Annotated in this window: 22 protein-coding genes; 15 read left to right on the top strand and 7 right to left on the bottom strand. The window is 39.3% G+C overall.

Translation table 11 applies throughout. From position 1 onward, the window contains the following. The first annotated feature begins 16 nt into the window (after positions 1-16). Positions 17-2,599, top strand: a complete 2,583-nt coding sequence (gene mutS / locus A9500_RS07655) for a DNA mismatch repair protein MutS (protein ID WP_065244481.1) — start codon at positions 17-19, stop codon at positions 2,597-2,599. 59 nt (positions 2,600-2,658) lie between these two features. Here the strand turns inward: mutS and glpX are convergent, their stop codons facing one another. Further along, a complete protein-coding gene (glpX, locus tag A9500_RS07650; protein WP_014064477.1) occupies positions 2,659-3,672 on the bottom strand; it encodes a class II fructose-bisphosphatase in 1,014 nt (337 codons plus the stop codon). Between the two features lie 142 nt (positions 3,673-3,814). Between glpX and A9500_RS07645 the strand changes: the two genes are divergently transcribed. From A9500_RS07645 to A9500_RS07585, 13 genes are all read left to right on the top strand, one after another. Then, positions 3,815-4,033, top strand: coding sequence for a cell division protein ZapB (locus A9500_RS07645; protein ID WP_014064476.1), 219 nt, complete (start codon positions 3,815-3,817; stop codon positions 4,031-4,033). 51 nt (positions 4,034-4,084) lie between these two features. Further along, positions 4,085-4,522, top strand: coding sequence for an FMN-binding protein MioC (gene mioC, locus A9500_RS07640; RefSeq protein ID WP_065244480.1), 438 nt, complete (start codon positions 4,085-4,087; stop codon positions 4,520-4,522). 429 nt (positions 4,523-4,951) lie between these two features. Next, entirely contained in the window at positions 4,952-6,841 is a 1,890-nt protein-coding gene (gene mnmG / locus A9500_RS07635) for a tRNA uridine-5-carboxymethylaminomethyl(34) synthesis enzyme MnmG (protein WP_065244479.1), read from the top strand. 172 nt (positions 6,842-7,013) lie between these two features. Further along, positions 7,014-7,625 (top strand): 16S rRNA (guanine(527)-N(7))-methyltransferase RsmG, encoded by a 612-nt coding sequence (gene rsmG / locus A9500_RS07630; protein ID WP_065244478.1) that lies wholly within the window; start codon positions 7,014-7,016, stop codon positions 7,623-7,625. A gap of 140 nt (positions 7,626-7,765) precedes the next feature. After that, on the top strand, positions 7,766-8,134 hold the full coding sequence (locus A9500_RS07625; RefSeq protein WP_005699282.1) for an ATP synthase subunit I: 369 nt from the start codon (positions 7,766-7,768) through the stop codon (positions 8,132-8,134). 41 nt (positions 8,135-8,175) lie between these two features. Beyond that, positions 8,176-8,973 (top strand): F0F1 ATP synthase subunit A, encoded by a 798-nt coding sequence (gene atpB, locus A9500_RS07620; RefSeq protein WP_005699269.1) that lies wholly within the window; start codon positions 8,176-8,178, stop codon positions 8,971-8,973. Between the two features lie 56 nt (positions 8,974-9,029). Then, entirely contained in the window at positions 9,030-9,284 is a 255-nt protein-coding gene (gene atpE / locus A9500_RS07615; protein ID WP_005699353.1) for a F0F1 ATP synthase subunit C, read from the top strand. A 37-nt stretch (positions 9,285-9,321) separates the two neighbouring features. Beyond that, positions 9,322-9,792: a F0F1 ATP synthase subunit B gene (atpF, locus tag A9500_RS07610; protein WP_005699345.1), complete on the top strand. Its 471-nt coding sequence runs from the start codon at positions 9,322-9,324 to the stop codon at positions 9,790-9,792. A 12-nt stretch (positions 9,793-9,804) separates the two neighbouring features. After that, complete coding sequence (gene atpH, locus A9500_RS07605; RefSeq protein WP_049370027.1) at positions 9,805-10,338, top strand: F0F1 ATP synthase subunit delta; 534 nt, start codon at positions 9,805-9,807, stop codon at positions 10,336-10,338. 12 nt (positions 10,339-10,350) lie between these two features. Further along, a complete protein-coding gene (gene atpA / locus A9500_RS07600) occupies positions 10,351-11,892 on the top strand; it encodes a F0F1 ATP synthase subunit alpha (RefSeq protein WP_049365101.1) in 1,542 nt (513 codons plus the stop codon). Positions 11,893-11,910: 18 nt separating this feature from the next. Next, positions 11,911-12,780 (top strand): F0F1 ATP synthase subunit gamma, encoded by an 870-nt coding sequence (atpG, locus tag A9500_RS07595; protein ID WP_005694946.1) that lies wholly within the window; start codon positions 11,911-11,913, stop codon positions 12,778-12,780. A gap of 16 nt (positions 12,781-12,796) precedes the next feature. After that, complete coding sequence (gene atpD / locus A9500_RS07590) at positions 12,797-14,170, top strand: F0F1 ATP synthase subunit beta (protein ID WP_065244477.1); 1,374 nt, start codon at positions 12,797-12,799, stop codon at positions 14,168-14,170. Between the two features lie 30 nt (positions 14,171-14,200). Next, positions 14,201-14,629 carry a F0F1 ATP synthase subunit epsilon gene (locus A9500_RS07585; protein WP_065244476.1) on the top strand — a complete coding sequence of 143 codons (429 nt, stop codon included), beginning with the start codon at positions 14,201-14,203 and terminating at the stop codon, positions 14,627-14,629. A gap of 50 nt (positions 14,630-14,679) precedes the next feature. On the opposite strand, the gene ilvA is transcribed toward A9500_RS07585, so the two are convergent. The 6 genes from ilvA to A9500_RS07555 all read right to left on the bottom strand — a co-directional run bounded on the left by ilvA (position 14,680) and on the right by A9500_RS07555 (position 21,458). Continuing rightward, positions 14,680-16,221, bottom strand: coding sequence for a threonine ammonia-lyase, biosynthetic (gene ilvA / locus A9500_RS07580; protein WP_065244475.1), 1,542 nt, complete (start codon positions 16,219-16,221; stop codon positions 14,680-14,682). An 84-nt stretch (positions 16,222-16,305) separates the two neighbouring features. Beyond that, positions 16,306-18,144, bottom strand: a complete 1,839-nt coding sequence (gene ilvD / locus A9500_RS07575; RefSeq protein ID WP_065244474.1) for a dihydroxy-acid dehydratase — start codon at positions 18,142-18,144, stop codon at positions 16,306-16,308. A 357-nt stretch (positions 18,145-18,501) separates the two neighbouring features. Then, the gene (locus tag A9500_RS07570; RefSeq protein WP_065244473.1) at positions 18,502-18,744 is read right to left on the bottom strand and encodes a hypothetical protein; all 243 of its coding nucleotides are present in this window, start codon (positions 18,742-18,744) and stop codon (positions 18,502-18,504) included. 13 nt (positions 18,745-18,757) lie between these two features. Continuing rightward, positions 18,758-18,976 carry an acetolactate synthase 2 small subunit gene (gene ilvM / locus A9500_RS07565; protein ID WP_065244472.1) on the bottom strand — a complete coding sequence of 73 codons (219 nt, stop codon included), beginning with the start codon at positions 18,974-18,976 and terminating at the stop codon, positions 18,758-18,760. A 1-nt stretch (position 18,977) separates the two neighbouring features. Then, positions 18,978-20,633 carry an acetolactate synthase 2 catalytic subunit gene (gene ilvG / locus A9500_RS07560; protein WP_065244471.1) on the bottom strand — a complete coding sequence of 552 codons (1,656 nt, stop codon included), beginning with the start codon at positions 20,631-20,633 and terminating at the stop codon, positions 18,978-18,980. 183 nt (positions 20,634-20,816) lie between these two features. Beyond that, positions 20,817-21,458 (bottom strand): tellurite resistance TerB family protein, encoded by a 642-nt coding sequence (locus tag A9500_RS07555; RefSeq protein WP_065244470.1) that lies wholly within the window; start codon positions 21,456-21,458, stop codon positions 20,817-20,819. Between the two features lie 159 nt (positions 21,459-21,617). Here A9500_RS07555 and A9500_RS07550 point away from each other — a divergent pair, with 159 nt between their 5' ends. After that, positions 21,618-23,132, top strand: coding sequence for a sodium-dependent transporter (locus tag A9500_RS07550; protein WP_065244469.1), 1,515 nt, complete (start codon positions 21,618-21,620; stop codon positions 23,130-23,132). Position 23,133 lies beyond the last annotated feature (1 nt).

Here is a 23,133-nt window from a genome sequence, read left to right as displayed (position 1 = left end):
TAAACTGGATAACGTCATGAATTTACAAGATAATTTCGAGCAGCATACGCCGATGATGCAGCAATATCTCAAGTTAAAAGCAGAAAATCCTGATATTTTGTTATTTTATCGAATGGGGGATTTTTATGAGCTTTTTTATGATGATGCAAAAAAAGCGGCAGCGTTGTTAGATATTTCTTTAACGAAACGTGGGCAATCAGCAGGTAATCCCATTCCCATGGCGGGTGTGCCTTATCATGCGGTAGAAGGTTATTTAGCAAAATTAGTGCAATTAGGTGAACCTGTAGCCATTTGTGAGCAAGTGGGTGATCCCGCTACATCAAAAGGGCCTGTTGAACGCAAAATTGTACGAATTATGACGCCAGGTACAGTAAGTGATGAAGCGCTTTTACCAGAACGCCAAGATAACTTAATTGTGGCGGTTTATCAGGAAAAAGAAAAATTTGGTCTAGCCACATTAGACATGACATCTGGACGTTTCCAACTTTGTGAACCTCATTCAAAAGAAGCCTTGCAAGCCGAATTACAACGTATTAATCCCGTAGAATTACTTTATTGTGAAGATTTTGCCGAAATGGCCATTATCGAACATTATAAAGGCCTACGCCGTCGCCCAATTTGGGAATTTGAACTTAGTACGGCTATTTCAGAACTTAATCGTCAATTTGGTACGAAAGATTTACGTGCATTTGGTGTGGAAAAATCACCTCTTGGCTTGGCAGCAGCAGGCTGTTTATTGCAATATGCAAAAGAAACTCAACGTGCTTCTCTGCCACACATTCAAAGCATTAGTGTTATTCAAAATAACGATAATATTCAATTAGATGCAGCAACACGCCGAAATTTAGAACTCACTCAAAATCTTGCAGGTGGCACAGAAAATACACTTGCTTCGGTATTAGATAAATGTGTTACCCCAATGGGTAGCCGTTTGTTAAAACGTTGGATTCATCAACCTATCCGTCAAACAGACATTCTATTAAAACGCCAAAAAACTATTGGTGAAATTATTGAGCAAGATTTGTATCACGAATTGCAGCCTTATTTGCAACAAGTGGGGGATATGGAACGTATTCTTGCTCGTGTAGCATTGCGTTCTGCTCGTCCTCGAGATCTCACGCGTTTACGTACTGCATTAGAACAAATTGAACCGATAAAATCGCTGATTCATACAAAAATATCGTCAAATTTGACCGCACTTTCCGCACAAATTGATGATTTTTCCGCGCAAATCGACCTACTTCAAAAAGCAATTATTGAAACTCCTCCGTTATTAATTCGCGATGGTGGCGTTATTGCTGAAGGCTATAATGCAGAATTAGATGAATGGCGAACCCTTTCCGCTGGCGCAACGCAATATTTAGAAAATTTAGAACAACGTGAACGAGAAAGCACAGGTATTGATACCTTAAAAATTGGTTTTAATGCGGTGCATGGTTATTACATTCAAATTAGCCAAGGGCAAGCTCATAAAGCACCGATTCATTATGTTCGCCGTCAAACATTAAAAAATGCCGAGCGCTATATTATTCCTGAATTAAAAGAATATGAAGACAAGGTTTTAAAATCAAAAGGAGCGGCGCTTGCTTTAGAAAAGCAACTTTATGATGAATTGTTTGATTTATTATTGCCACATTTAGGTAAATTGCAGTTAGCGAGCTTGGTATTATCTGAATTGGATGTGTTAGTTAATCTCGCAGAACGAGCAGAAACCTTAAATTATGTTGCACCACAATTTAGTGATGAAATTGGCGTAAAAATTGAAAATGGTCGCCATCCTGTAGTGGAACAAGTCTTAAAAGACCCCTTTATTGCTAACCCTGTGAATATCAATCAGCAACGTCATTTGCTGATTATTACTGGCCCAAATATGGGTGGTAAAAGTACCTATATGCGTCAAACGGCTTTAATTACGTTAATGGCGTATATAGGCAGTTTTGTGCCAGCTGATAGTGCGGTTATTGGGCAAATTGATCGTATTTTTACTCGAATTGGTGCTTCTGACGATTTGGCATCCGGTCGTTCTACATTTATGGTAGAAATGACCGAAATGGCGAATATTCTTCATCAAGCCACTTCACAAAGTTTGGTTCTGATTGATGAAATTGGACGAGGTACGTCTACTTATGATGGGCTTTCTTTAGCTTGGGCTTGTGCCGAATGGTTAGCGAAGAAAACCCGTTCACTTACATTATTTGCGACCCATTATTTTGAACTCACCGCACTGCCAGAACAAATTGAAGGTATTGCTAATATTCATTTAGATGCATTAGAACATAACAATACCATCGCCTTTATGCACGCTGTTCAAGACGGTGCGGCAAGTAAAAGCTATGGTCTTGCTGTTGCAGCGCTGGCAGGTGTGCCCCAATCTGTCATTAAACTGGCGAAGCAAAAATTACATCAATTAGAAAAATTGTCAGCACAAAATGGTGATCAACAAATTCAACATTTAAGAGCGTTAAATCAACATCAAGGTGAATTGGCTTTTGAAGCGGAGCCTGATGCTTTACGCGAAGCCATTGAGCAACTTGATCCAGATGAATTAAGTCCAAAACAAGCCTTAGCTTATCTGTATCAATTGAAGAAAATGCTGTAAGAAATAAAAAAGAGCGGTCAAAAAATTCATTGTTTTTTATGACCGCTCTTTTATTTTCACTAATTTCTTAAAATCTCATAGATTTCAGAATCTTTTCTATCGAGATAATGAATGGATTGGATTTTACGAATGGTGCGTGATTTACCACGAATTAATAAGGTTTCTGTCGTTGCCAAGTTTCCACGACGAGAAATTCCTTTGAGTAATTCACCGTGCGTAATTCCCGTTGCAGCAAAAACAAGATTATCATCACGTACTAAATCTTCTAATTTTAAGATTTCATTGACCTTCACACCTAAGGCTTCACAACGTTGAACTTCTTCAGCGGCAATTTTACGGTTTTCTTCTGTATCGCCTTTCACTTCATTACGTGGAATAAGGCGAGCTTGCATATCTCCACCTAATGCACGAATTGCAGCGGCAGCTGCCACACCTTCAGGTGCACCGCCAATGCCATAAACCATATCCACTTCAGCATCCGGTAAACAACATAAAACCGAAGCGGCAACATCACCATCTGGAATAGCCATCACGCGAATACCTAGATTATGCATTTGCTTAATCACTTCATCATGACGTGGTTTAGCGAGTACCATCACCGTTAAATCCGATAAGGATTTACCTAAACGAGAAGCTACACGGCGAAGATTTTGCTCAATCGGTAAACTTAAATCAATCATGCCTTTCACTTCAGGACCAACGACCAATTTTTCCATATACATATCAGGTGCTTTTAAAAAAGTACGTTTACCACCAGCAGCCAATACTGAAATAGCATTTGATTGGCCCATTGCGGTCATTCTTGTGCCATCAATCGGATCAACCGCAATAGAAACGAGTTCACCATTACCTGACCCGACTTTTTCGCCAATATAAAGCATTGGGGCTTCATCAATTTCCCCTTCACCAATTACAATTTCACCGTCCATATGGATTAAATTCAGCATATAACGCATGGCTTTGACTGCCGCCTCATCTGCCGCATTTTTATTACCACGTCCAAGCCAAGTATAAGCCGCTAATGCAGCTGCTTCGGTTACTCTTGAAAATTCAATAGCTAGTGCACGATTCATTTTTCTCTCCCAATGCAAAAAGTCTTGCTATTTTATCACTAAGCAAACGTTTGCATAATAATTTTTGACAAGAGGCTTTTAAAAATAGGATTAAGTGGGTAGAATAAAGCCGTTTCGGACTTATTTTAAAAAGGAAATCACTATGTCTTTAGAAATTTTAGATCAGCTTGAAGAAAAAATTAGACAAGCAGTAGAAACTATTCAATTACTTCAACTTGAAGTGGAAGAATTAAAAGAACAAAAAAATCAATCTCAACAAGCGGTAGAAGCATTGCAGCATGAAAATGAGCAACTTAGAAATGAACACCGCAACTGGCAAGAACACATTCGTTCATTGTTGGGTAAATTCGACAACGTATAATGACTATAAAGGCTTAGAAAATCTAAGCCTTTTTTCTTATTAGGAAACAATATGAATATTTGCGTGATTTCAGGCAGCACACTAGGTAGCGCTGAATATGTGGCGGAGCATTTAGAAGAGGTGTTAAAAAAACAAGATTTTTCTACCGCACTTTTCCACGGACCAGAACTTGATGATGTGATTGATGAAAATATTTGGTTGATTGTCACTTCAACACATGGCGCAGGTGAATTGCCTGATAATTTGAAACCACTCTTTGAACAAATTGCGGCATCAGATAAAGATTTCTCTTCCCTCCGCTTTGCCGTTGTAGGCTTAGGCAATTCAGATTACGATACATTCTGTCATGCCGTGAATAAAGTCGAAACACAATTAAGTGAAAAAAGTGCGGTCAAAATTTGCGAGAGTTTAAAAATCGATGTCTTGCATGTTGATGATCAAGAACAATTTGCGGAAGATTGGCTACCACAATTTATTCATGCACTTTAGTCATAATAAAGCGATAATTTGAGTTATCGCTTTTTCTTTATCTATTATCTAAAAAAATCACCTGTGGATAACTTTAAAAAAACCTGTCAAAAACTTGTTCTTTTCCACTGAGTAAATATGATGATTGTTTTAACTGTGGATAAAATTAAAGGTTATCCACAAGAAAAAGCCTCCAAACTGACGACATTTCAACACAGTCTAAAATGATCTAACTTCTTCATTTAAAAAAGGAAAAGGATCTTATTAACAAGGTAAAAGGATCTTAATAGTAACAATAATAAGATCTTTATATATAAATAGATCTTATCTTTATTACCTCTCGATCTTCTCTTATCACAGATTGAATTCTTGCTTTCAAGCACACGTAATTTTCAGTAGAATAGCGCCTATTTTTAGATCGAAGATCAAATTGAAGACGAAGAGAGAGATATGTTTTACACCGAAAATTATGATGTGATCGTCATTGGAGGCGGTCATGCTGGTACAGAAGCGGCATTAGCACCAGCACGTATGGGATTAAAAACCCTATTATTGACACATAATGTCGATACCCTTGGACAAATGTCATGTAACCCAGCCATTGGCGGCATTGGTAAAGGCCATTTAGTAAGAGAAATTGATGCAATGGGTGGTCTTATGGCTCACGCAGCGGATAAAGCCGGTATTCAATTTCGTACTTTAAACAGCAGTAAAGGGCCTGCTGTACGTGCAACCCGAGCTCAAGCTGACCGCGTGTTATATCGTCAAGCCGTACGCATCGCACTAGAAAATCAACCAAATTTAGATATTTTCCAACAAGAAGTAACGGATATTTTAATTGAGCAAGATCGTGTTTGTGGTGTGGAAACCAAAATGGGACTTAAATTCCGTGCTAAATCGGTGATTTTAACTGCCGGTACTTTCTTAGCGGGTAAGATCCATATTGGTTTAGAACATTATGAAGGCGGTCGCGCAGGTGATCCAGCATCTGTTACACTTTCTCATCGTTTACGTGATCTGAATTTACGTGTAGATCGTTTAAAAACCGGTACACCACCACGTATTGATGCACGCACGATCAATTTCGATATATTGGCTAAACAACATGGTGATGCCGTATTACCGGTATTCTCTTTTATGGGATCAGTGGATGATCACCCTCAACAAATTCCTTGTTATATAACACACACTAATGAACAAACTCATGAAGTGATCCGTAATAACTTAGATCGTAGTCCAATGTATACTGGTGTGATTGAAGGAATCGGTCCGCGTTATTGTCCATCTATTGAAGATAAAGTGATGCGTTTTGCGGATCGTAATTCACATCAAATTTATTTGGAACCAGAAGGCTTAACCAGTAATGAAGTGTATCCGAACGGGATCTCTACTAGTTTGCCTTTTGACGTACAAATGGGCATTGTGAATTCTATGAAAGGTTTAGAAAAAGCTCGCATCATTAAACCAGGTTATGCCATTGAATATGATTATTTTGATCCACGTGACTTAAAACCAACATTAGAAACTAAATCGATTTCGGGTTTATTCTTTGCGGGTCAAATTAACGGTACAACCGGTTACGAAGAAGCTGCAGCACAAGGCTTATTGGCTGGGATTAACGCAGGTCTTTACGTGCAAGAGAAAGAGGCATGGTATCCACGTCGCGATCAATCCTATACTGGCGTATTGGTGGATGACCTTTGTACGCTTGGTACCAAAGAACCGTATCGCGTATTCACTTCTCGTGCAGAATACCGTTTGTTATTACGTGAAGACAATGCAGACATTCGTTTAACGCCAATTGCCCATGAATTAGGTTTGATTGATGAGGCTCGCTGGGCTCGCTTCAATCAAAAAATGGAAAATATCGAACAGGAACGCCAACGCTTACGCAGCATTTGGTTGCATCCGCGTTCTGAATATTTAGAAGAAGCGAATAAAGTACTTGGTAGCCCACTTGTGCGTGAAGCCAACGGTGAAGATTTATTACGCCGTCCGGAAATAACTTACGATATTTTGACTTCTTTAACGCCATATCAACCGGCAATGGAAGACAGAGAGGCCGTAGAACAAGTGGAAATTGCCATTAAGTATCAAGGCTATATTGAGCATCAGCAAGAAGAAATTGAAAAACAAAAACGCCACGAAAATACAGCTATCCCGGCTAACTTTGATTACAGCAAAGTTTCCGGTTTATCTAATGAAGTACGTGCGAAGTTGGAACAGCATCGTCCAGTTTCAATTGGTCAAGCGAGCCGAATTTCAGGCATTACTCCTGCGGCAATTTCAATTATTCTGGTGAATTTGAAAAAACAAGGCATGCTAAAACGTGGGGAGTAAACTTCTCAGGTATTGAAAGTAAAAGTGCGGTGAATTTTCATCGCACTTTTTTATATTACAAATTAAAAAATATGTAATGAGTAGGCTAAATTATTTGCTTAAATAAAAACACTAAGGATTTTAACCACACTTTCAAGTAGAATGACGACAAACAGACAAGATAGATAGAAAAATGAAAACAAAACTCGAAAATTTACTGACTCAAGCAGAAATTCAATTAACAGATCGACAAAAAGATCAACTTATCCAGTTAGTGCAATTACTCAATAAATGGAATAAAGCCTATAACTTAACCTCTGTGCGTGATCCACAGGAAATGTTAGTGAAACATATCTTGGATAGTATTGTTGTTAGTCCTTATTTACAAGGGGATCGTTTTATTGATGTAGGAACCGGTCCAGGTTTGCCAGGCCTGCCTTTAGCCATTATTAACCCTACCAAGCAATTTGTCTTGTTAGATAGTTTAGGTAAGCGTATTAGCTTTATTCGAAATGCAGTACGTGAGTTAGGACTAACAAATGTAGAACCCGTTCTTAGCCGCGTTGAGGAATACCAACCTGAACAAAAATTTGACGGTGTATTAAGTCGTGCATTTGCTTCGTTAAAAGATATGACAGATTGGTGTCATCATTTGCCAAAGAAAGATGGATATTTTTATGCTTTGAAAGGCATTTATCACGAAGATGAAGTTCAAGAATTAGACAAAAAATTCGAAGTAAAAGACGTGATAACTTTACATGTCCCTGAGCTTGTAGGTGAACGACATTTAATCGTTTTACGATAAAACACACTTTTTTTGTGATGATTTTGTGAATATTTTTTTAAAAGTGTGATTTGTTTAACATTTTTTAGTGGTTTAAAAGTTGAAACTCTTTGTAGCACGGGTATAATTAGATGGTTTTTGTATTTTAAAAAAATAAGATAATGTCTAAGGTTTTAACACAGGCTAAAAATCGATATCAAAAGGCGATAATCATTGAGTCGGTTTGTCTTGTTGTTTTTGGGGTATTCCTTGCAATTTGGCAAGGTGAAAGTGCGGTAGATTTCAGTTTAGGATTTATCAGTGCTTTTGTACCATTTTGTGCTTTTGCTTATATTGTTTTTTTTCGCAAACAAGATTTTTCAACAAAATTAAAGGCATTTTATCTTGCTGAAGTAGTTAAGTTTCTATTCACTATTTTGTTGGTTATAACCTTTTTTAAATGGTTTGAAATTACTAATTTTTTACTGTTTTTTAGCGGTTTTATGGTGGCATTATTATTGAATAATTTGCTTCCTTTTTTGTTTAGATAAAACAGCATCCATTTTATTATTTTTTATACAGGGTATTTATTATGTCAGGACAAACCTCGATTGAGTATATCCAGCACCATTTGACTTACCTAACCACAGGGGAAGGATTTTGGACCTTTAATTTAGATACATTTTTCTTTTCTATCGTTTGCGGTTTAGTTTTTATTGGTATTTTTTATAAAGTAGCTAAAAAAACGACAACCGGTGTTCCAGGAAAATTGCAGTGTGCAGTTGAAATGGCTGTAGAATGGATAGATGGTGTCGTTCGTGAAAACTATCATGGAAAACGAGGGGTTATTGCGCCATTAGCATTAACTATCTTCGTTTGGGTGTTTATCATGAATGCAATTGACCTTGTACCTGTTGATTACATCCCTCAACTTTTTGCTTTAATTAGCGGAGATCATCATATTCCTGTACGTGCCGTGCCTACTACAGATATGAACATGACCTTCGCAATGTCTATTTCTGTATTTATTCTAATTCTGTTTTATACCGTGAAATCTAAAGGTATTACAGGATTGGTTAAAGAATATACGTTACATCCTTTTAATCATTGGGCTTTTATTCCCGTAAACTTACTATTAGAGTCTGTTACTTTAATTTCAAAACCAGTCTCTCTTGCTTTACGTTTGTTCGGTAATATGTATGCTGGTGAGTTGATTTTCATTCTTATCGCAGTGATGTATTCAGCTAATGCTTTCGTTGCTGCTATGGGAGTGCCATTGCATTTAGTTTGGGCTATATTCCATATTTTGGTTATAACGTTGCAAGCCTTTGTTTTCATGATGTTAACTGTTGTTTATCTCAGTATCGCTTATAACAAAGCCGAACATTAATTAACTTTTTTATTAACAAACCGGGCGAAAGCCTTAACTCAACTTGGAGAAATCTTATGGAAACTGTAATTAGTGCAACAATTATTGCATCTGCGATTATGCTTGCTTTTGCTGCTTTAGGTACTGCAATTGGCTTCGGTCTTTTAGGTGGTAAATACCTAGAATCTGCAGCTCGCCAACCTGAATTAGCTAACTCACTACTTACAAAAATGTTTATCGTTGCAGGTCTATTGGATGCGATTGCTATGATTGCAGTTGGTATCGGCTTGTACTTTGCATTTGCAAACCCATTTGCCTCATTATTAGGTTAATAAACAACAAACAGCCTATTAAAGAAGGGGGTATGTTGTGAATATTAATGCAACATTAATTGGCCAAACTATAGCATTTATCATCTTTGTATGGTTTTGTGTTAAATATGTATGGCCACCAATTATTAAAGCAATTGAGGAACGTCAGAGCCAAATTGCGAACGCGTTAGCGTCAGCTGAAGCAGCGAAAAAAGAGCAAGCAGATACTAAAAATCTTGTGGAACAAGAACTTTTATCTGCAAAAGTACAAGCTCAAGAGATTTTAGATGCTGCGAATAAACGTCGCAATGAAGTGTTAGACGAAGTGAAGGCAGAAGCCGAAGAACTGAAAGCAAAAATTATTGCTCAAGGTTATGCTGAAGTAGAAGCAGAACGTAAACGTGTTCAAGAAGAATTACGTGTTAAAGTGGCTTCATTAGCAGTGGCTGGTGCTGAGAAAATTGTGGGTCGTTCTATTGACGAAGCGGCAAACAATGACATTATTGATAAATTAGTTGCAGAGTTATAAGAGGCTTAGCTTATGTCAGAATTAACTACAATAGCTCGCCCTTATGCAAAAGCTGCATTCGACTTTGCCATTGAACAAAGTGCGGTCGAAAAATGGACTGAAATGTTAGGTTTCGCTGCTGCCGTAGCTGAAGATGAAGCGGTAAAAGCTTACTTAAGTAGTTCTCTTTCTGCACAGAAATTAGCTAATACAGTAATTTCTATTTGTGGCGAACAATTGGATCAATATGGGCAAAATCTTATTCGGTTAATGGCTGAAAATAAGCGTTTGAGTGCGATTTCTACCGTGTTTGAAGAATTTAAACATTATGTAGAAGAACACCAAGCTATTGCAGAAGTTGAAGTAACTTCCGCACAACCATTGAATGCAACACAAATCGAAAAAATTGCAGCTGCAATGGAAAAGAGATTAGCTCGCAAAGTAAAATTAAATTGCAACGTAGATAGCTCACTGATTGCCGGTGTGGTTATTCGTACTGAAGACTTTGTGATTGACGGAAGTAGCCGTGGGCAACTTGCTCGTCTCGCAAACGAGTTGCAATTATAAGAGGAATACAAGATGCAACTAAATTCAACTGAAATTAGTGAATTGATTAAAAAACGCATCGCTCAATTCGACGTGGTGAGCGAAGCCCGTAATACAGGGACAATTGTTTCTGTAAGTGACGGGATTATTCGTATTCATGGCTTAAGCGATGTGATGCAAGGCGAAATGATCGCCTTACCAGGCAACCGTTACGCAATGGCACTTAACCTTGAACGTGATTCTGTTGGTGCGGTAGTAATGGGTCCTTACGCAGATTTAGCGGAAGGTATGGAAGTACAATGTACTGGCCGTATTCTTGAAGTACCAGTTGGTCGTGGTTTATTAGGTCGTGTGGTAAATACACTTGGTCAACCAATCGATGGTAAAGGTGAAATTGAAAACGATGGTTTCTCTCCTGTTGAAGTCATTGCACCAGGTGTTATCGATCGTAAATCGGTTGATCAGCCTGTACAAACCGGTTATAAAGCGGTTGACTCCATGGTTCCAATCGGTCGTGGTCAACGTGAGTTAATCATTGGTGACCGTCAAACGGGTAAAACAGCATTAGCAATCGACGCAATCATTAACCAACGTGATTCAGGTATTAAATGTATCTATGTAGCGATCGGTCAAAAAGCGTCGACTATTGCAAACGTAGTGCGTAAATTAGAAGAGCACGGTGCGCTTGAAAACACTATTGTTGTTGCGGCATCTGCATCTGAATCAGCAGCATTACAATATTTAGCGCCTTATGCTGGTTGTGCAATGGGTGAATATTTCCGTGATCGCGGTGAAGATGCGTTAATCGTTTACGATGACTTATCAAAACAAGCCGTTGCTTATCGTCAAATTTCATTATTATTACGTCGTCCACCAGGTCGTGAAGCCTATCCAGGTGACGTATTCTATCTACACTCACGTTTACTTGAACGTGCAGCACGTGTAAATGAAGAATACGTAGAAAAATTCACTCAAGGTGCAGTAAAAGGAAAAACTGGTTCTTTAACCGCTCTTCCAATTATTGAAACTCAAGCTGGTGACGTTTCAGCATTCGTTCCAACCAACGTAATTTCGATTACCGATGGTCAGATTTTCTTAGAATCTAACTTATTTAACTCTGGTATTCGTCCAGCGGTAAACCCTGGTATTTCGGTATCTCGTGTGGGTGGTTCTGCACAAACTAAAGTAGTGAAAAAATTAGCTGGTGGTATCCGTACTGCATTAGCTCAATATCGTGAATTAGCGGCGTTTGCTCAGTTTGCATCTGACCTTGACGATGCTACCCGCAAACAACTTTCTCACGGTGAAAAAGTCACTGAATTATTGAAACAAAAACAATATGTACCGCTTAGCGTAGCAGAGCAATCTGTGTTGCTTTTCGCGGTTGAGTTTGGCTATTTAGAAGATGTGGAATTGCAAAAAATTGCAAGTTTTGAAGCCGCACTTTTAGATTACGCTCGCCGTAACCACAGCGAGTTTATGGCTGAATTGACCAAAACCGGTAATTACAATGATGAAGTTAAAGCATCATTGAAATCGATTTTGGATAACTTTAAAGCCAACAGCGCGTGGTAAAAGTAACGGAGAAATAAGATGGCAGGTGCAAAAGAGATAAAAACCAAAATTGCCAGTGTACAAAGTACACAAAAAATTACAAAGGCAATGGAAATGGTGGCGACCTCGAAAATGCGTAAAACGCAGGATCGTATGTCGGCTTCTCGTCCGTATTCTGAAACAATACGAAATGTTATCAGCCACGTCTCTAAAGCAAGTGTTGGTTATAAACACCCATTTTTAATTCAACGCGAAGTGAAAAAAGTCGGGATCTTAGTGGTCTCGACTGACCGCGGAATGTGTGGTGGTTTGAACATTAACTTGTTTAAAACCGTCATGACAGAAATCAAACAATGGAAAGATAAAGGGGTTAATGTTGAATTGGGTTTAATTGGCTCAAAAGGCATTAGTTTCTTCCGTTCATTAGGATTACCTGTTCGTGCACAACTTTCCGGTTTGGGTGATAATCCGACAATGGAAGATTTAATTGGTGTTGCAAACGGTATGTTTGGTAGCTATAAAGACGAAGAAGTAGATGCAGTTTATATTGCCTACAATAAATTCGTTAATACAATGGCACAAAAACCTGTTTATCAGCAATTAATACCATTACCGGCATTAGAAACCGATAATTTAGAGCAAAGACAAAGCACCTGGGATTACCTTTACGAGCCAGAGCCAAAAGTCTTATTAGACAGTTTGCTTACTCGTTATTTGGAATCACAAGTGTATCAATCTGTGGTAGATAACCTTGCTTCCGAGCAAGCTGCTAGAATGGTAGCAATGAAAGCGGCAACTGATAATGCAGGTAATTTAATCAATGACTTGCGATTAGTTTACAATAAAGCCCGTCAAGCAAGTATTACAAATGAATTAAACGAAATCGTCGCCGGCGCGGCAGCGATTTAATGAAAGAGGAACGGTAATGTCAGCAGGAAAAATTGTACAAATCATCGGTGCGGTGATTGACGTTGAATTCCCACAAGATGCAGTACCAAAAGTTTACGATGCATTAAAAGTTGAATCAGGTTTAACCCTTGAAGTTCAACAACAATTAGGTGGCGGTGTAGTTCGCTGTATCGCATTAGGTACATCTGACGGCTTAAAACGTGGCTTAAAAGTAGAAAATACGGATAACCCAATTCAAGTTCCAGTAGGGACTAAAACATTAGGCCGTATTATGAACGTATTAGGTGAACCAATCGATGAGCAAGGTGAAATTGGCGCGGAAGAAAATTGGTCTATTCACCGTCCAGCACCAAGCTATGAAGAACAATCTAACAGTACGGAATTATTAGAAACTGGTATCAAAGTTATCGACTTAATTTGTCCATTCGCAAAAGGTGGTAAAGTAGGTCTATTCGGTGGTGCGGGTGTAGGTAAAACCGTTAACATGATGGAATTAATCCGTAATATCGCGATTGAGCACTCAGGTTACTCCGTATTTGCGGGTGTAGGTGAACGTACTCGTGAAGGTAACGACTTCTATCATGAAATGAAAGATTCTAACGTATTAGATAAAGTATCATTAGTTTACGGACAAATGAATGAGCCACCAGGTAACCGTTTACGTGTTGCATTAACCGGTTTAACCATGGCTGAAAAATTCCGTGACGAAGGTCGTGATGTATTATTCTTTGTGGATAATATCTATCGTTATACTCTTGCTGGTACTGAAGTATCTGCGTTATTAGGTCGTATGCCATCTGCGGTAGGTTACCAACCAACATTAGCAGAAGAAATGGGTGTATTACAAGAACGTATCACTTCAACCAAAACAGGTTCTATCACCTCTGTTCAAGCGGTATACGTACCTGCGGATGACTTAACTGACCCATCTCCGGCAACAACCTTTGCGCACTTAGACTCAACAGTTGTATTAAGTCGTCAAATTGCGTCTTTAGGTATTTACCCTGCGGTTGACCCATTAGATTCAACTTCACGTCAATTAGACCCACTCGTTGTTGGTCAAGAGCACTATGATGTAGCGCGTGGTGTACAAGGTATCTTACAACGTTATAAAGAATTAAAAGATATTATCGCAATTCTTGGAATGGACGAGTTATCTGAAGATGACAAACTTGTGGTAGCACGTGCACGTAAAATTGAACGTTTCTTATCACAACCGTTCTTCGTTGCTGAGGTATTTAACGGTACTCCAGGTAAATACGTTTCTTTAAAAGAAACTATCCGCGGCTTTAAAGGTATTTTAAACGGCGAATACGACCATATTCCAGAACAAGCGTTCTACATGGTCGGTACAATCGACGAAGCGCTAGAAAAAGCCAAAAATATGTAATCACTTCAAGTCATTTGAAGGAGAACAAAAATGGCGACATTTAACCTAATAATAGTCAGCGCAGAGCGAAAAATCTTTGAAGGTGCTGTGAAACAAATCCAAGCAACAGGTGTGGAAGGTGAACTTGGTATTTTACCAAACCACACCCCTTTGATGACGGCGATTAAGCCAGGGATTGTTAAATTCACTCTTGAAGATGGCAATGAAGAAGTTATCTATGTTTCAGGTGGCTTCTTAGAAGTTCAACCTAAAGTAGTAACAGTGCTTGCCGATGTTGCAATTCGCGGTAGCGAATTAGATGCAGATCGTATTCGTGAAGCAAAACGTAAAGCAGAAGAAAATATTGTAAATCATGCAGTTGATGTTGATCAAGATTTACTTGTGGCTAAACTTTCTAGAGAGTTAGCAAAACTTCGTGCTTACGAACTTACTGAAAGACTTGTTAAATCAAAACGATAAGTTTTTAATAATAAAAAAGAGCGGTTATTTTGACCGCTCTTTTTGTTTTTCTATCGTAAGAAATATCGATACGCTTTACTTTCAGTTACATCTTCATAAACATAACCGAGTTCTGCTAAAGCTTGTTCAAATTCTGCGTTATCTTTTTCGCCTAATTGGAAAGCCGCAAGAATATTACCGTAATCGGCTCCATGTGCACGATAATGGAATAATGAAATATTCCAACGTTTACCCAAAATTTCTAAGAATTTAAGTAACGCGCCTTTTTGCTCTGGAAATTCAAAGCTATAAAGTCGTTCATGATGATTAGAAACTCGTCCACCCATTAAATAACGCACGTGAGTTTTCGCAATATCATCATCAGACATATCTTCTACATCAAAGCCATTTTTCGTTAAATCAGCAATAATTTCTGCTTTTTCAGCTTCATTAGCCGTGCGCACACCAACGAAAATACAGGCTTTTTGATTATCTGCATAACGATAACTGAATTCTGTTACTGCACGGTTGCCGATGACATGGGCAAATTTCAAGAAACTACCCGGTTGTTCAGGCATCGTTACCGCCAATAAAGCTTCACGGTTTTCACCAATTTCACAACGTTCCGAAACATAACGCAGTGTATGGAAGTTAAGGTTGGCGCCAGATAGAATTGCCGCCATATTTTTGCCTTCCAAATTGTTTTGTTTCACATATTTCTTCAAACCGGCTAATCCTAAGGCGCCAGATGGTTCTGCGACAGCACGCACGTTTTCGAATAAATCTTTCATTGCTGCACAAACTTCATCACTATCTACCAGCACCATACCGTCTAAATATTTTTGACATAAACGGAATGTTTCGTCACCAATACGTTTTACCGCTACACCATCAGCAAATAAGCCAACGTGTGATAAATCGGTAGGTTCTCCTTTTTCTAAGGCGGCATTTAAACAAGCTGAATCTTTGGACTCGACACCAATGACTTTGATTTCCGGCATAAATTGCTTGAGCAAAATGGCTACGCCAGCCGCAAGACCACCGCCTCCGACTTGCACAAAGACATAATCTAAATCTGCCACCTGTTGTAGCATTTCCATCGCCAATGTACCTTGACCAGCAATAACCAATGGATGATCAAAAGGCGGGATAAATGTCATATGTTTAGATTTTGAAAGCTCAATGGCTTTAGCTTTGGCTTCATCAAAATTAGCTCCATGTAACAACACTTCACCACCAAAACCACGAACGGCATCCACTTTGATACTCGGTGTATTTTGTGGCATAACAATTAATGCTTTTAAGCCAAGCTGTTTTGCTGATAAAGCAACACCCTGTGCATGGTTACCTGCAGAAGCGGCAATAACACCAGCCTGTTTTTGTTCATCAGAAAGGCTAGATATCATCGCATAAGCACCACGCAGCTTAAAGCTATTTACTGGCTGGCGGTCTTCACGCTTAATCCAAATATTATTATGTAGGCGATCAGATAATTTGCCCATTTTTTGTAGTGGAGTTACGGTAGCGGCTTCATATACTCTGGAGCCAAGTTTGACAATCGCGTTAATGTAATCCGATTGAGAGGGTTGAGGATTGGTGAGTAGGTTTTTCATGGTATTTGTTGTTTATGATGAAGTGCGGGTAATTTTTTCTTTGTTTTATTTCTCCCTCTCATAAAAGAGAGGGAGAATCAGACACTATTTTAAAAGTGTTTTATCACGAACGGCACCTTTATCCGCAGAAGTAGCGAAGTGACCAAATACTTTTAATGCAAAAGACACTTCACGTTCACGGTTAGCTGGTTGCCAGCCTTTGGTATCTTGCTCGGTACGGCGTTTTGCTAATTCTTCATCGCTGATTTTGAGATTAATCGCGCGATTTGGAATATCGATTTCGATAATATCATCATCATGTACTAAGCCGATCGCACCGCCAGAAGCTGCTTCAGGAGAAGCGTGACCGATAGATAAACCAGATGTACCGCCAGAGAAGCGACCATCTGTTAATAAGGCACATTTCTTACCTAAGCCCATGGATTTTAAGTAGCTGGTTGGATACAACATTTCTTGCATGCCAGGGCCACCTTTTGGACCTTCGTAGCGGATGACTACCACATGGCCTTCTTTCACTTTGCCACCTAAAATACCGGCTACCGCATCTTCTTGGCTTTCAAATACGATTGCTCGACCGGTAAATTTCCAAATAGACTCATCCACACCCGCCGTTTTTACGATACAACCGTCTTTAGCTATGTTACCGAATAATACGGCTAAGCCGCCTTCTTGAGAAATCGCATTTTCTTTATTACGAATACAGCCGCCTACACGGTCATCATCTACGCTATCCCAGCGACAATCTTGTGAGAAGGCTTGCGTGGTGCGAATGCCTGCCGGACCTGCACGGAAGAATTTGTGTAATTCTTCGTCTTTATTGCGGATGATATCGTATTGGTTTAATTGCTCTTCTAAAGTCATACCTAATACGGTTTTGGTATCGCGATGGATTAAACCAGCACGATCTAATTCACCCAATAAGCCCATAATGCCACCTGCACGGTGTACATCTTCCATGTGGTATTTATTGGTGTTTGGTGCAATTTTGCTTAAGCAAGGCACAACGCGTGATAAGCGGTCAATATCCGCCATTTTGAAATCTACACCAGCTTCTTGAGCAGCTGCTAATAAGTGTAAAACAGTGTTACTTGAACCACCCATCGCAATATCTAAGCTCATAGCATTTTCAAAAGCCTCAAAGGTGCCAATTGAACGAGGTAAGACGCTTTCATCATCTTGTTCATAATAGCGTTTGCAAAGCTCAACAATTTGACGACCAGCTTTTAAGAATAATTCTTTACGGTCAGCATGGGTTGCCAACATCGAGCCATTGCCTGGTAAAGATAAACCTAATGCTTCGGTTAAGCAGTTCATGGAGTTAGCGGTAAACATTCCTGAGCAAGAACCGCAAGTAGGGCAAGCACTTCGCTCAATCGCATCAATACGCTCATCGCTTACATTCGGATCTGCCGCTTCAATCATCGCATCGACTAAGTCTAAGCGAATAAGCTGATCAGATAATTTGGTTTTACCCGCTTCCATTGGGCCGCCTGAAACGAAGATAGTTGGAATATTTAAGCGCATTGCTGCCATTAACATTCCAGGGGTGATTTTGTCACAGTTGGAAATACACACCATCGCATCAGCACAGTGAGCATTAACCATATATTCCACGCTATCTGCGATTAAATCACGGCTTGGTAAGGAATAAAGCATCCCACCGTGACCCATAGCAATACCGTCATCCACCGCAATGGTATTGAATTCTTTTGCCACGCCGCCAGCTTTTTCAATTTCAGCCGCGACTAGTTGACCCATGTCTTTTAAATGAACATGCCCTGGTACAAATTGGGTGAATGAGTTCACCACCGCAATAATCGGTTTACCAAAGTCATTTTCTTTCATCCCTGTTGCACGCCATAAGGCACGTGCACCCGCCATATTACGACCTTGAGTACTGGTCGCTGAACGTAGTTTTGGCATAAATAATCTCTCCAAGTAAATTTTTGTTAAAGTTTGTTATGTTCTTTAATTTCTTCGTTAATAAATACTGCCAAATCTCCCCTACCCCTCTTTGCTAAAGAGGGGGGAATCTTTAGTTAATGAGCAACAATTTTCTCACTTTTATTTTAGTTAGCTAAATCATAAACGCTAAGATCTAATTTTATCTCATTTCAATCCCCTCTTTAGCAAAGAGGGGTAGGGGAGATTTGGCAGAAGATAATACGAAGAAATTATTTGATAAAATTAAGTTTATAAATGCAATTATTCAGATAAAGAGCCTACCGATTAAAATAAAAGTCTGATCAGATTTAATAGTACTTTTTGACCACATTTAAACTAAATTGCCCCATTAGCTATATCTACACACTTGTAAACCATTTGTTTTGTATCGTATTGTCCTTCAAATTCTTTTTGAAAATTTTCTTTGGCCTTTTCACACTGCTCTTTTGTATTATGAATTGAGAGTGTTGTTATATAGCCTGTATAGTTTTGCAAATAAGTGAGAGCATAAGCAGCTTGTGATGAAGTTGCGAATACTAATCCTGATACAGCTAAAAATGATTTAAAAAATTTAGTCATAATGTCTTCCTTTTTAAATAATATTTAAAACATCCGGCAATTTCGCCAATTGATTCACCAACAAATCAAAAGTGCGGTCAGATTTTACAGTGATTTTTAACTGCACTTTGGTTTCTACCAATGCCATATCCATATTAGTCACAGTGAAGCCGCGCAAACGAATAACGCGTAATACACGTTCTAAAACCTCTGGGCGATGTTGAGCGATCAAGTCAAAAGTATATTGGTTCATCTTAAATTTCCTCCAGCATATCTGTGTTGCATGCGCCTGGAGGCACTAATGGCCATACACATTCTTCAGGTGGAATGCATACTTGCAATAAATAGGCAGTTTCACTATTTAATAAACGATTAAGTGCCGCATCTACATCATCAGCGCGCTCGATACGTTCAGCTGGAATATCAAAGGCTTTCGCTAACATCACGAAATCAGGGTTATCTTCTAAAATAGTTTCAGAGCGGCGTTTGTTCCAGAAAAGGTCTTGCCATTGACGCACCATACCAAGACGTTGGTTATCTAACAGTAAAATTTTCACAGGTAATTTGCCGCGTTTGATTGAACCTAATTCTTGAATGTTCATCATCAATGAACCATCACCTGTCACTAAAATCACTTCATCATGAGGACGTGCTTTTTTCGCACCTACCGCTGCAGGTAAACCAAATCCCATGGTACCGAAGCCCGCAGAGGTAATATAGTTTTCTGGTGCGAAATGACGCATATGTTGTGCAGACCACATTTGATGTTGACCCACATCGGTGCAAATCACCGCATTTTGAGGTTTACGCTGAGAAAGCGTGTTGAGCAACGACCAAGGGTCAATAGGTCGGTTGCCTGCATTGTCAATATAAGTGAAATCGAGTTTGGCTTTCAATGCTTGAATGTGTGCTCGCCAATCATCAATCGCAAGCGGGATACTTAAAGCTTCTAAAGCTTGAATTAAATCACCTTGAAGGGCGACATTTGCCACACGGAGTTTGTTGATTTCTGCTGCATCAATATCACAATGAATGACTTTCGCATGTGGTGCAAAACTGTCTAATTTACCGGTCACACGGTCATCAAAACGTGCACCGCACACTAACAATAAATCACATTCTTGTACGGCAATATTTGCGGCTCTTGTGCCATGCATACCAATCATGCCCATATAAACGGGATCGGTTGGGTCAATTGAGCCTAAACCTTTCAATGTTGAAACGGATGGCATTTTGGTTATTTGTAGGAATTTTTTGACCGCTTGTGTAGCTTTTGCCATACCTACACCACCACCTACATAAAGCACGGGTTTTTTCGCTTGTGCCAATAATGCTTTTGCTTCAGTTAATTTTAATTCTGAAAGTGCGGTTGGTTTTACGGTTGGTTTGACAATAGGTTTTACATGTTCAGGTACATCGCTCACTTGGATGTTGCGAGGCACATCAATGAGAACGGGGCCAGGTCTGCCACTTTGTGCAATTTGGAAAGCAGAGGCAATAATTTCGGGGAGTTCTTCGATGGATTGCACAATGTAGCTGTGCTTGGTGCAAGCAAGAGATAAACCTAAAACATCGGCTTCTTGGAAAGCATCGGTACCGATAAGAGGGGCGGCCACTTGGCCAGTAAATGCCACGATTGGTACAGAGTCAGCAAAGGCATCGCCTAAACCGGTAATTAAATTGGTTGCACCCGGACCAGAGGTTGCCACGCAAACGCCGACTTTGCCAGTAGAGCGCGCATAACCAATCGCAGCTATTGCGGCACCTTGTTCGTTACGACAAAGGAGATGGTCAAGACCTGAGTCATAGATGGCATCATAGGTTGGCATGATTGCCCCGCCTGGGTAGCCGAAAAGATCGGTTACACCGTGCGCTTTTAAACATTCGATAATGAGTTGTGCGCCTGTCATGTTGCTTCCCGTTTTTATGATTATTAAATAATTTTATGAATATTGAAGTTTTGCATTGTAGCGGAATTTTTCGCCTTTGGTTAGGTTTTCGCGAAAAAACAAATGAAAAAAACACGATAACTAAGATTATCGTGTTTTTTAATGAAAAGTGCAGTCAGAAAACGCGATGTTTTCTACACAAAATTAGAAGCCTGCTTGTTTTTCTAATTGTTCAACAAGCGCATCATCTAAACCTAACGCTTGAGCTAAATCTGCTAAGAAAATGATTTCTTTGCGAGATAAATCTTTGCTTACTAAACGTGCAGCTAAGTATACATTGCTTGCAAGTGCAGTATCGTTACCTACAAGACGTGCAATTTCATTGATAGAAATTGGATTTTGGATTTCTTGTTCAAGCCATTGCGCTAATTCAGGGTTGTTACCAGCTTCATTTGCGATAGTTTGTTTTTCATCTTCAGTGATTTCACCGTCTGCTGCCGCTGCGGCGATCATAGTACGTAAAATTAATTCACCCGCATCGATATGGCTTGATGAATTTAATACATCAAACGCATTTTCTGAAATGTTTGGTTGGCTATTATTTTGTTGGTATTTTTGATAATTTTGGTACGCTTGGTAAGCAAGGTTACCTAAAACGGCAAGTGAGCCTAATTTTGCTAAGCTTGCACCACCGCTACGGCCTAAAATCATTGATAAGATACCGCCTAACGCTGCACCACCACCTACTTTTGTAATAGAGTCGATAGTTTGGTTGCCGGTTTCAAGTTTGCTTGCAGAGTTTTTAGCGACATTTAAAACTTGATTTAAAATGCTGTTGATATCCATAAATGTTTCCTTTTGGTTGTTAATAGAGATTAAATTTGGCCTTTAGACAGTAAATTTTAAAAAAAATTCACTATTTTTAACCGCTCTTTTAACCAAGTCCTTGACTCGGTTTTAGAATTCATTATATTGAAATCTTTCTTCATTAAAAAGGAACTTAATATGACGCAGTCAAACGCAAAGCGTGAGACCTTTTCTGGTCGGAATGCATTTATTATGGCGGCGATTGGATCCGCTGTTGGCTTAGGAAACATCTGGCGTTTCCCTTATACCACTTATGAAAACGGGGGCGGTGCATTTATTATCCCTTACCTTATTGCACTTTTAACCGCCGGTATTCCATTGCTTTTCTTAGATTATGCAATTGGTCATCGCCATCGTGGTGGTGCACCGCTTTCTTATCGTCGCTTTAACCCACACTTTGAAGTGTTTGGTTGGTGGCAAGTAATGGTGAATGTTATCATTGGTCTTTACTACGCGGTAGTATTAGGTTGGGCGGCAAGCTATACCTATTTCTCACTTAATTCTGCTTGGGGCGACCAACCGATTGATTTCTTCCTACACGAATTCTTAAAAATGGGCGATATCAGCAATGGTGTGAGCTTTGAGTTTGTCGGCATGGTAACTGGACCATTAATTGCTGTATGGTTAGTGGCGTTAGGCGTACTTTCTTTAGGTATTCAAAAAGGGATTTCTAAATCTTCAGATATCTTAATGCCTGTTTTAGTGGTGATGTTTGTGGCGTTGGTCGTTTATTCTTTATTCTTACCAGGTGCAGAAAAAGGCTTAAACGCACTATTTACACCAGACTGGTCAAAACTCTCTAATCCGAGTGTGTGGATTGCGGCTTACGGTCAAATCTTCTTCTCTCTTTCCATCTGTTTCGGGATTATGATTACATATGCATCGTACTTGAAAAAAGATTCAGATTTAACAGGTAGCGGTTTGGTTGTTGGTTTTGCGAACTCAAGTTTTGAAGTGCTTGCTGGTATCGGTGTATTTGCGGCATTAGGTTTCATCGCAACTGCACAAGGCGTAGAAGTGAGCGAAGTGGCAAAAGGTGGTATTGGTTTAGCCTTCTTTGCATTCCCAACTATTATTAACAAAGCACCATTCGGTGAAGTATTAGGGGTATTGTTCTTCGGTTCATTAACCTTTGCGGCATTAACCTCATTTATCTCTGTTATTGAAGTAATCATTTCAGCGATTCAAGATAAACTGCGTTTACGTCGAGCAAAAGCGACCTTTGTTGTTGGTTTACCAATGATGGTGGTATCAGTCATTTTATTTGGTACGACAACCGGCTTACCAATGCTTGATGTATTAGATAAATTCGTGAACTACTTTGGTATCGTTGCAGTGGCATTTGTTTCATTAATTGTGATTGTAGCAAATGAAAAATTAGGCTTATTAGGCAACCACTTAAATCAAAGCTCTTCATTCAAAGTCGGTTTCCTATGGCGTTTATGCATTGTCATCACCACCGGTATTCTCGCCTTTATGTTATTGAGTGAAGGTGCGAAAGTATTTACAGAAGGTTATGAAGGCTATCCAAGCTGGTTTGTAAATATCTTTGGTTGGGGTATGGCAATTTCGCTAGTGGTTGTTTCGTTCATTCTTTCTCGTTTACAATGGAAAAATGAAGACAACTTCAAGCTTGAAGAAAAAGGAGAATAAA

The sequence above is a fragment of the Haemophilus sp. CCUG 60358 genome (genome assembly GCF_001679485.1).
Taxonomy (GTDB): domain Bacteria; phylum Pseudomonadota; class Gammaproteobacteria; order Enterobacterales; family Pasteurellaceae; genus Haemophilus_D.
Note: the sequence above shows the minus strand (reverse complement) of the source record. Positions and strands in the feature narration are given on the sequence as shown.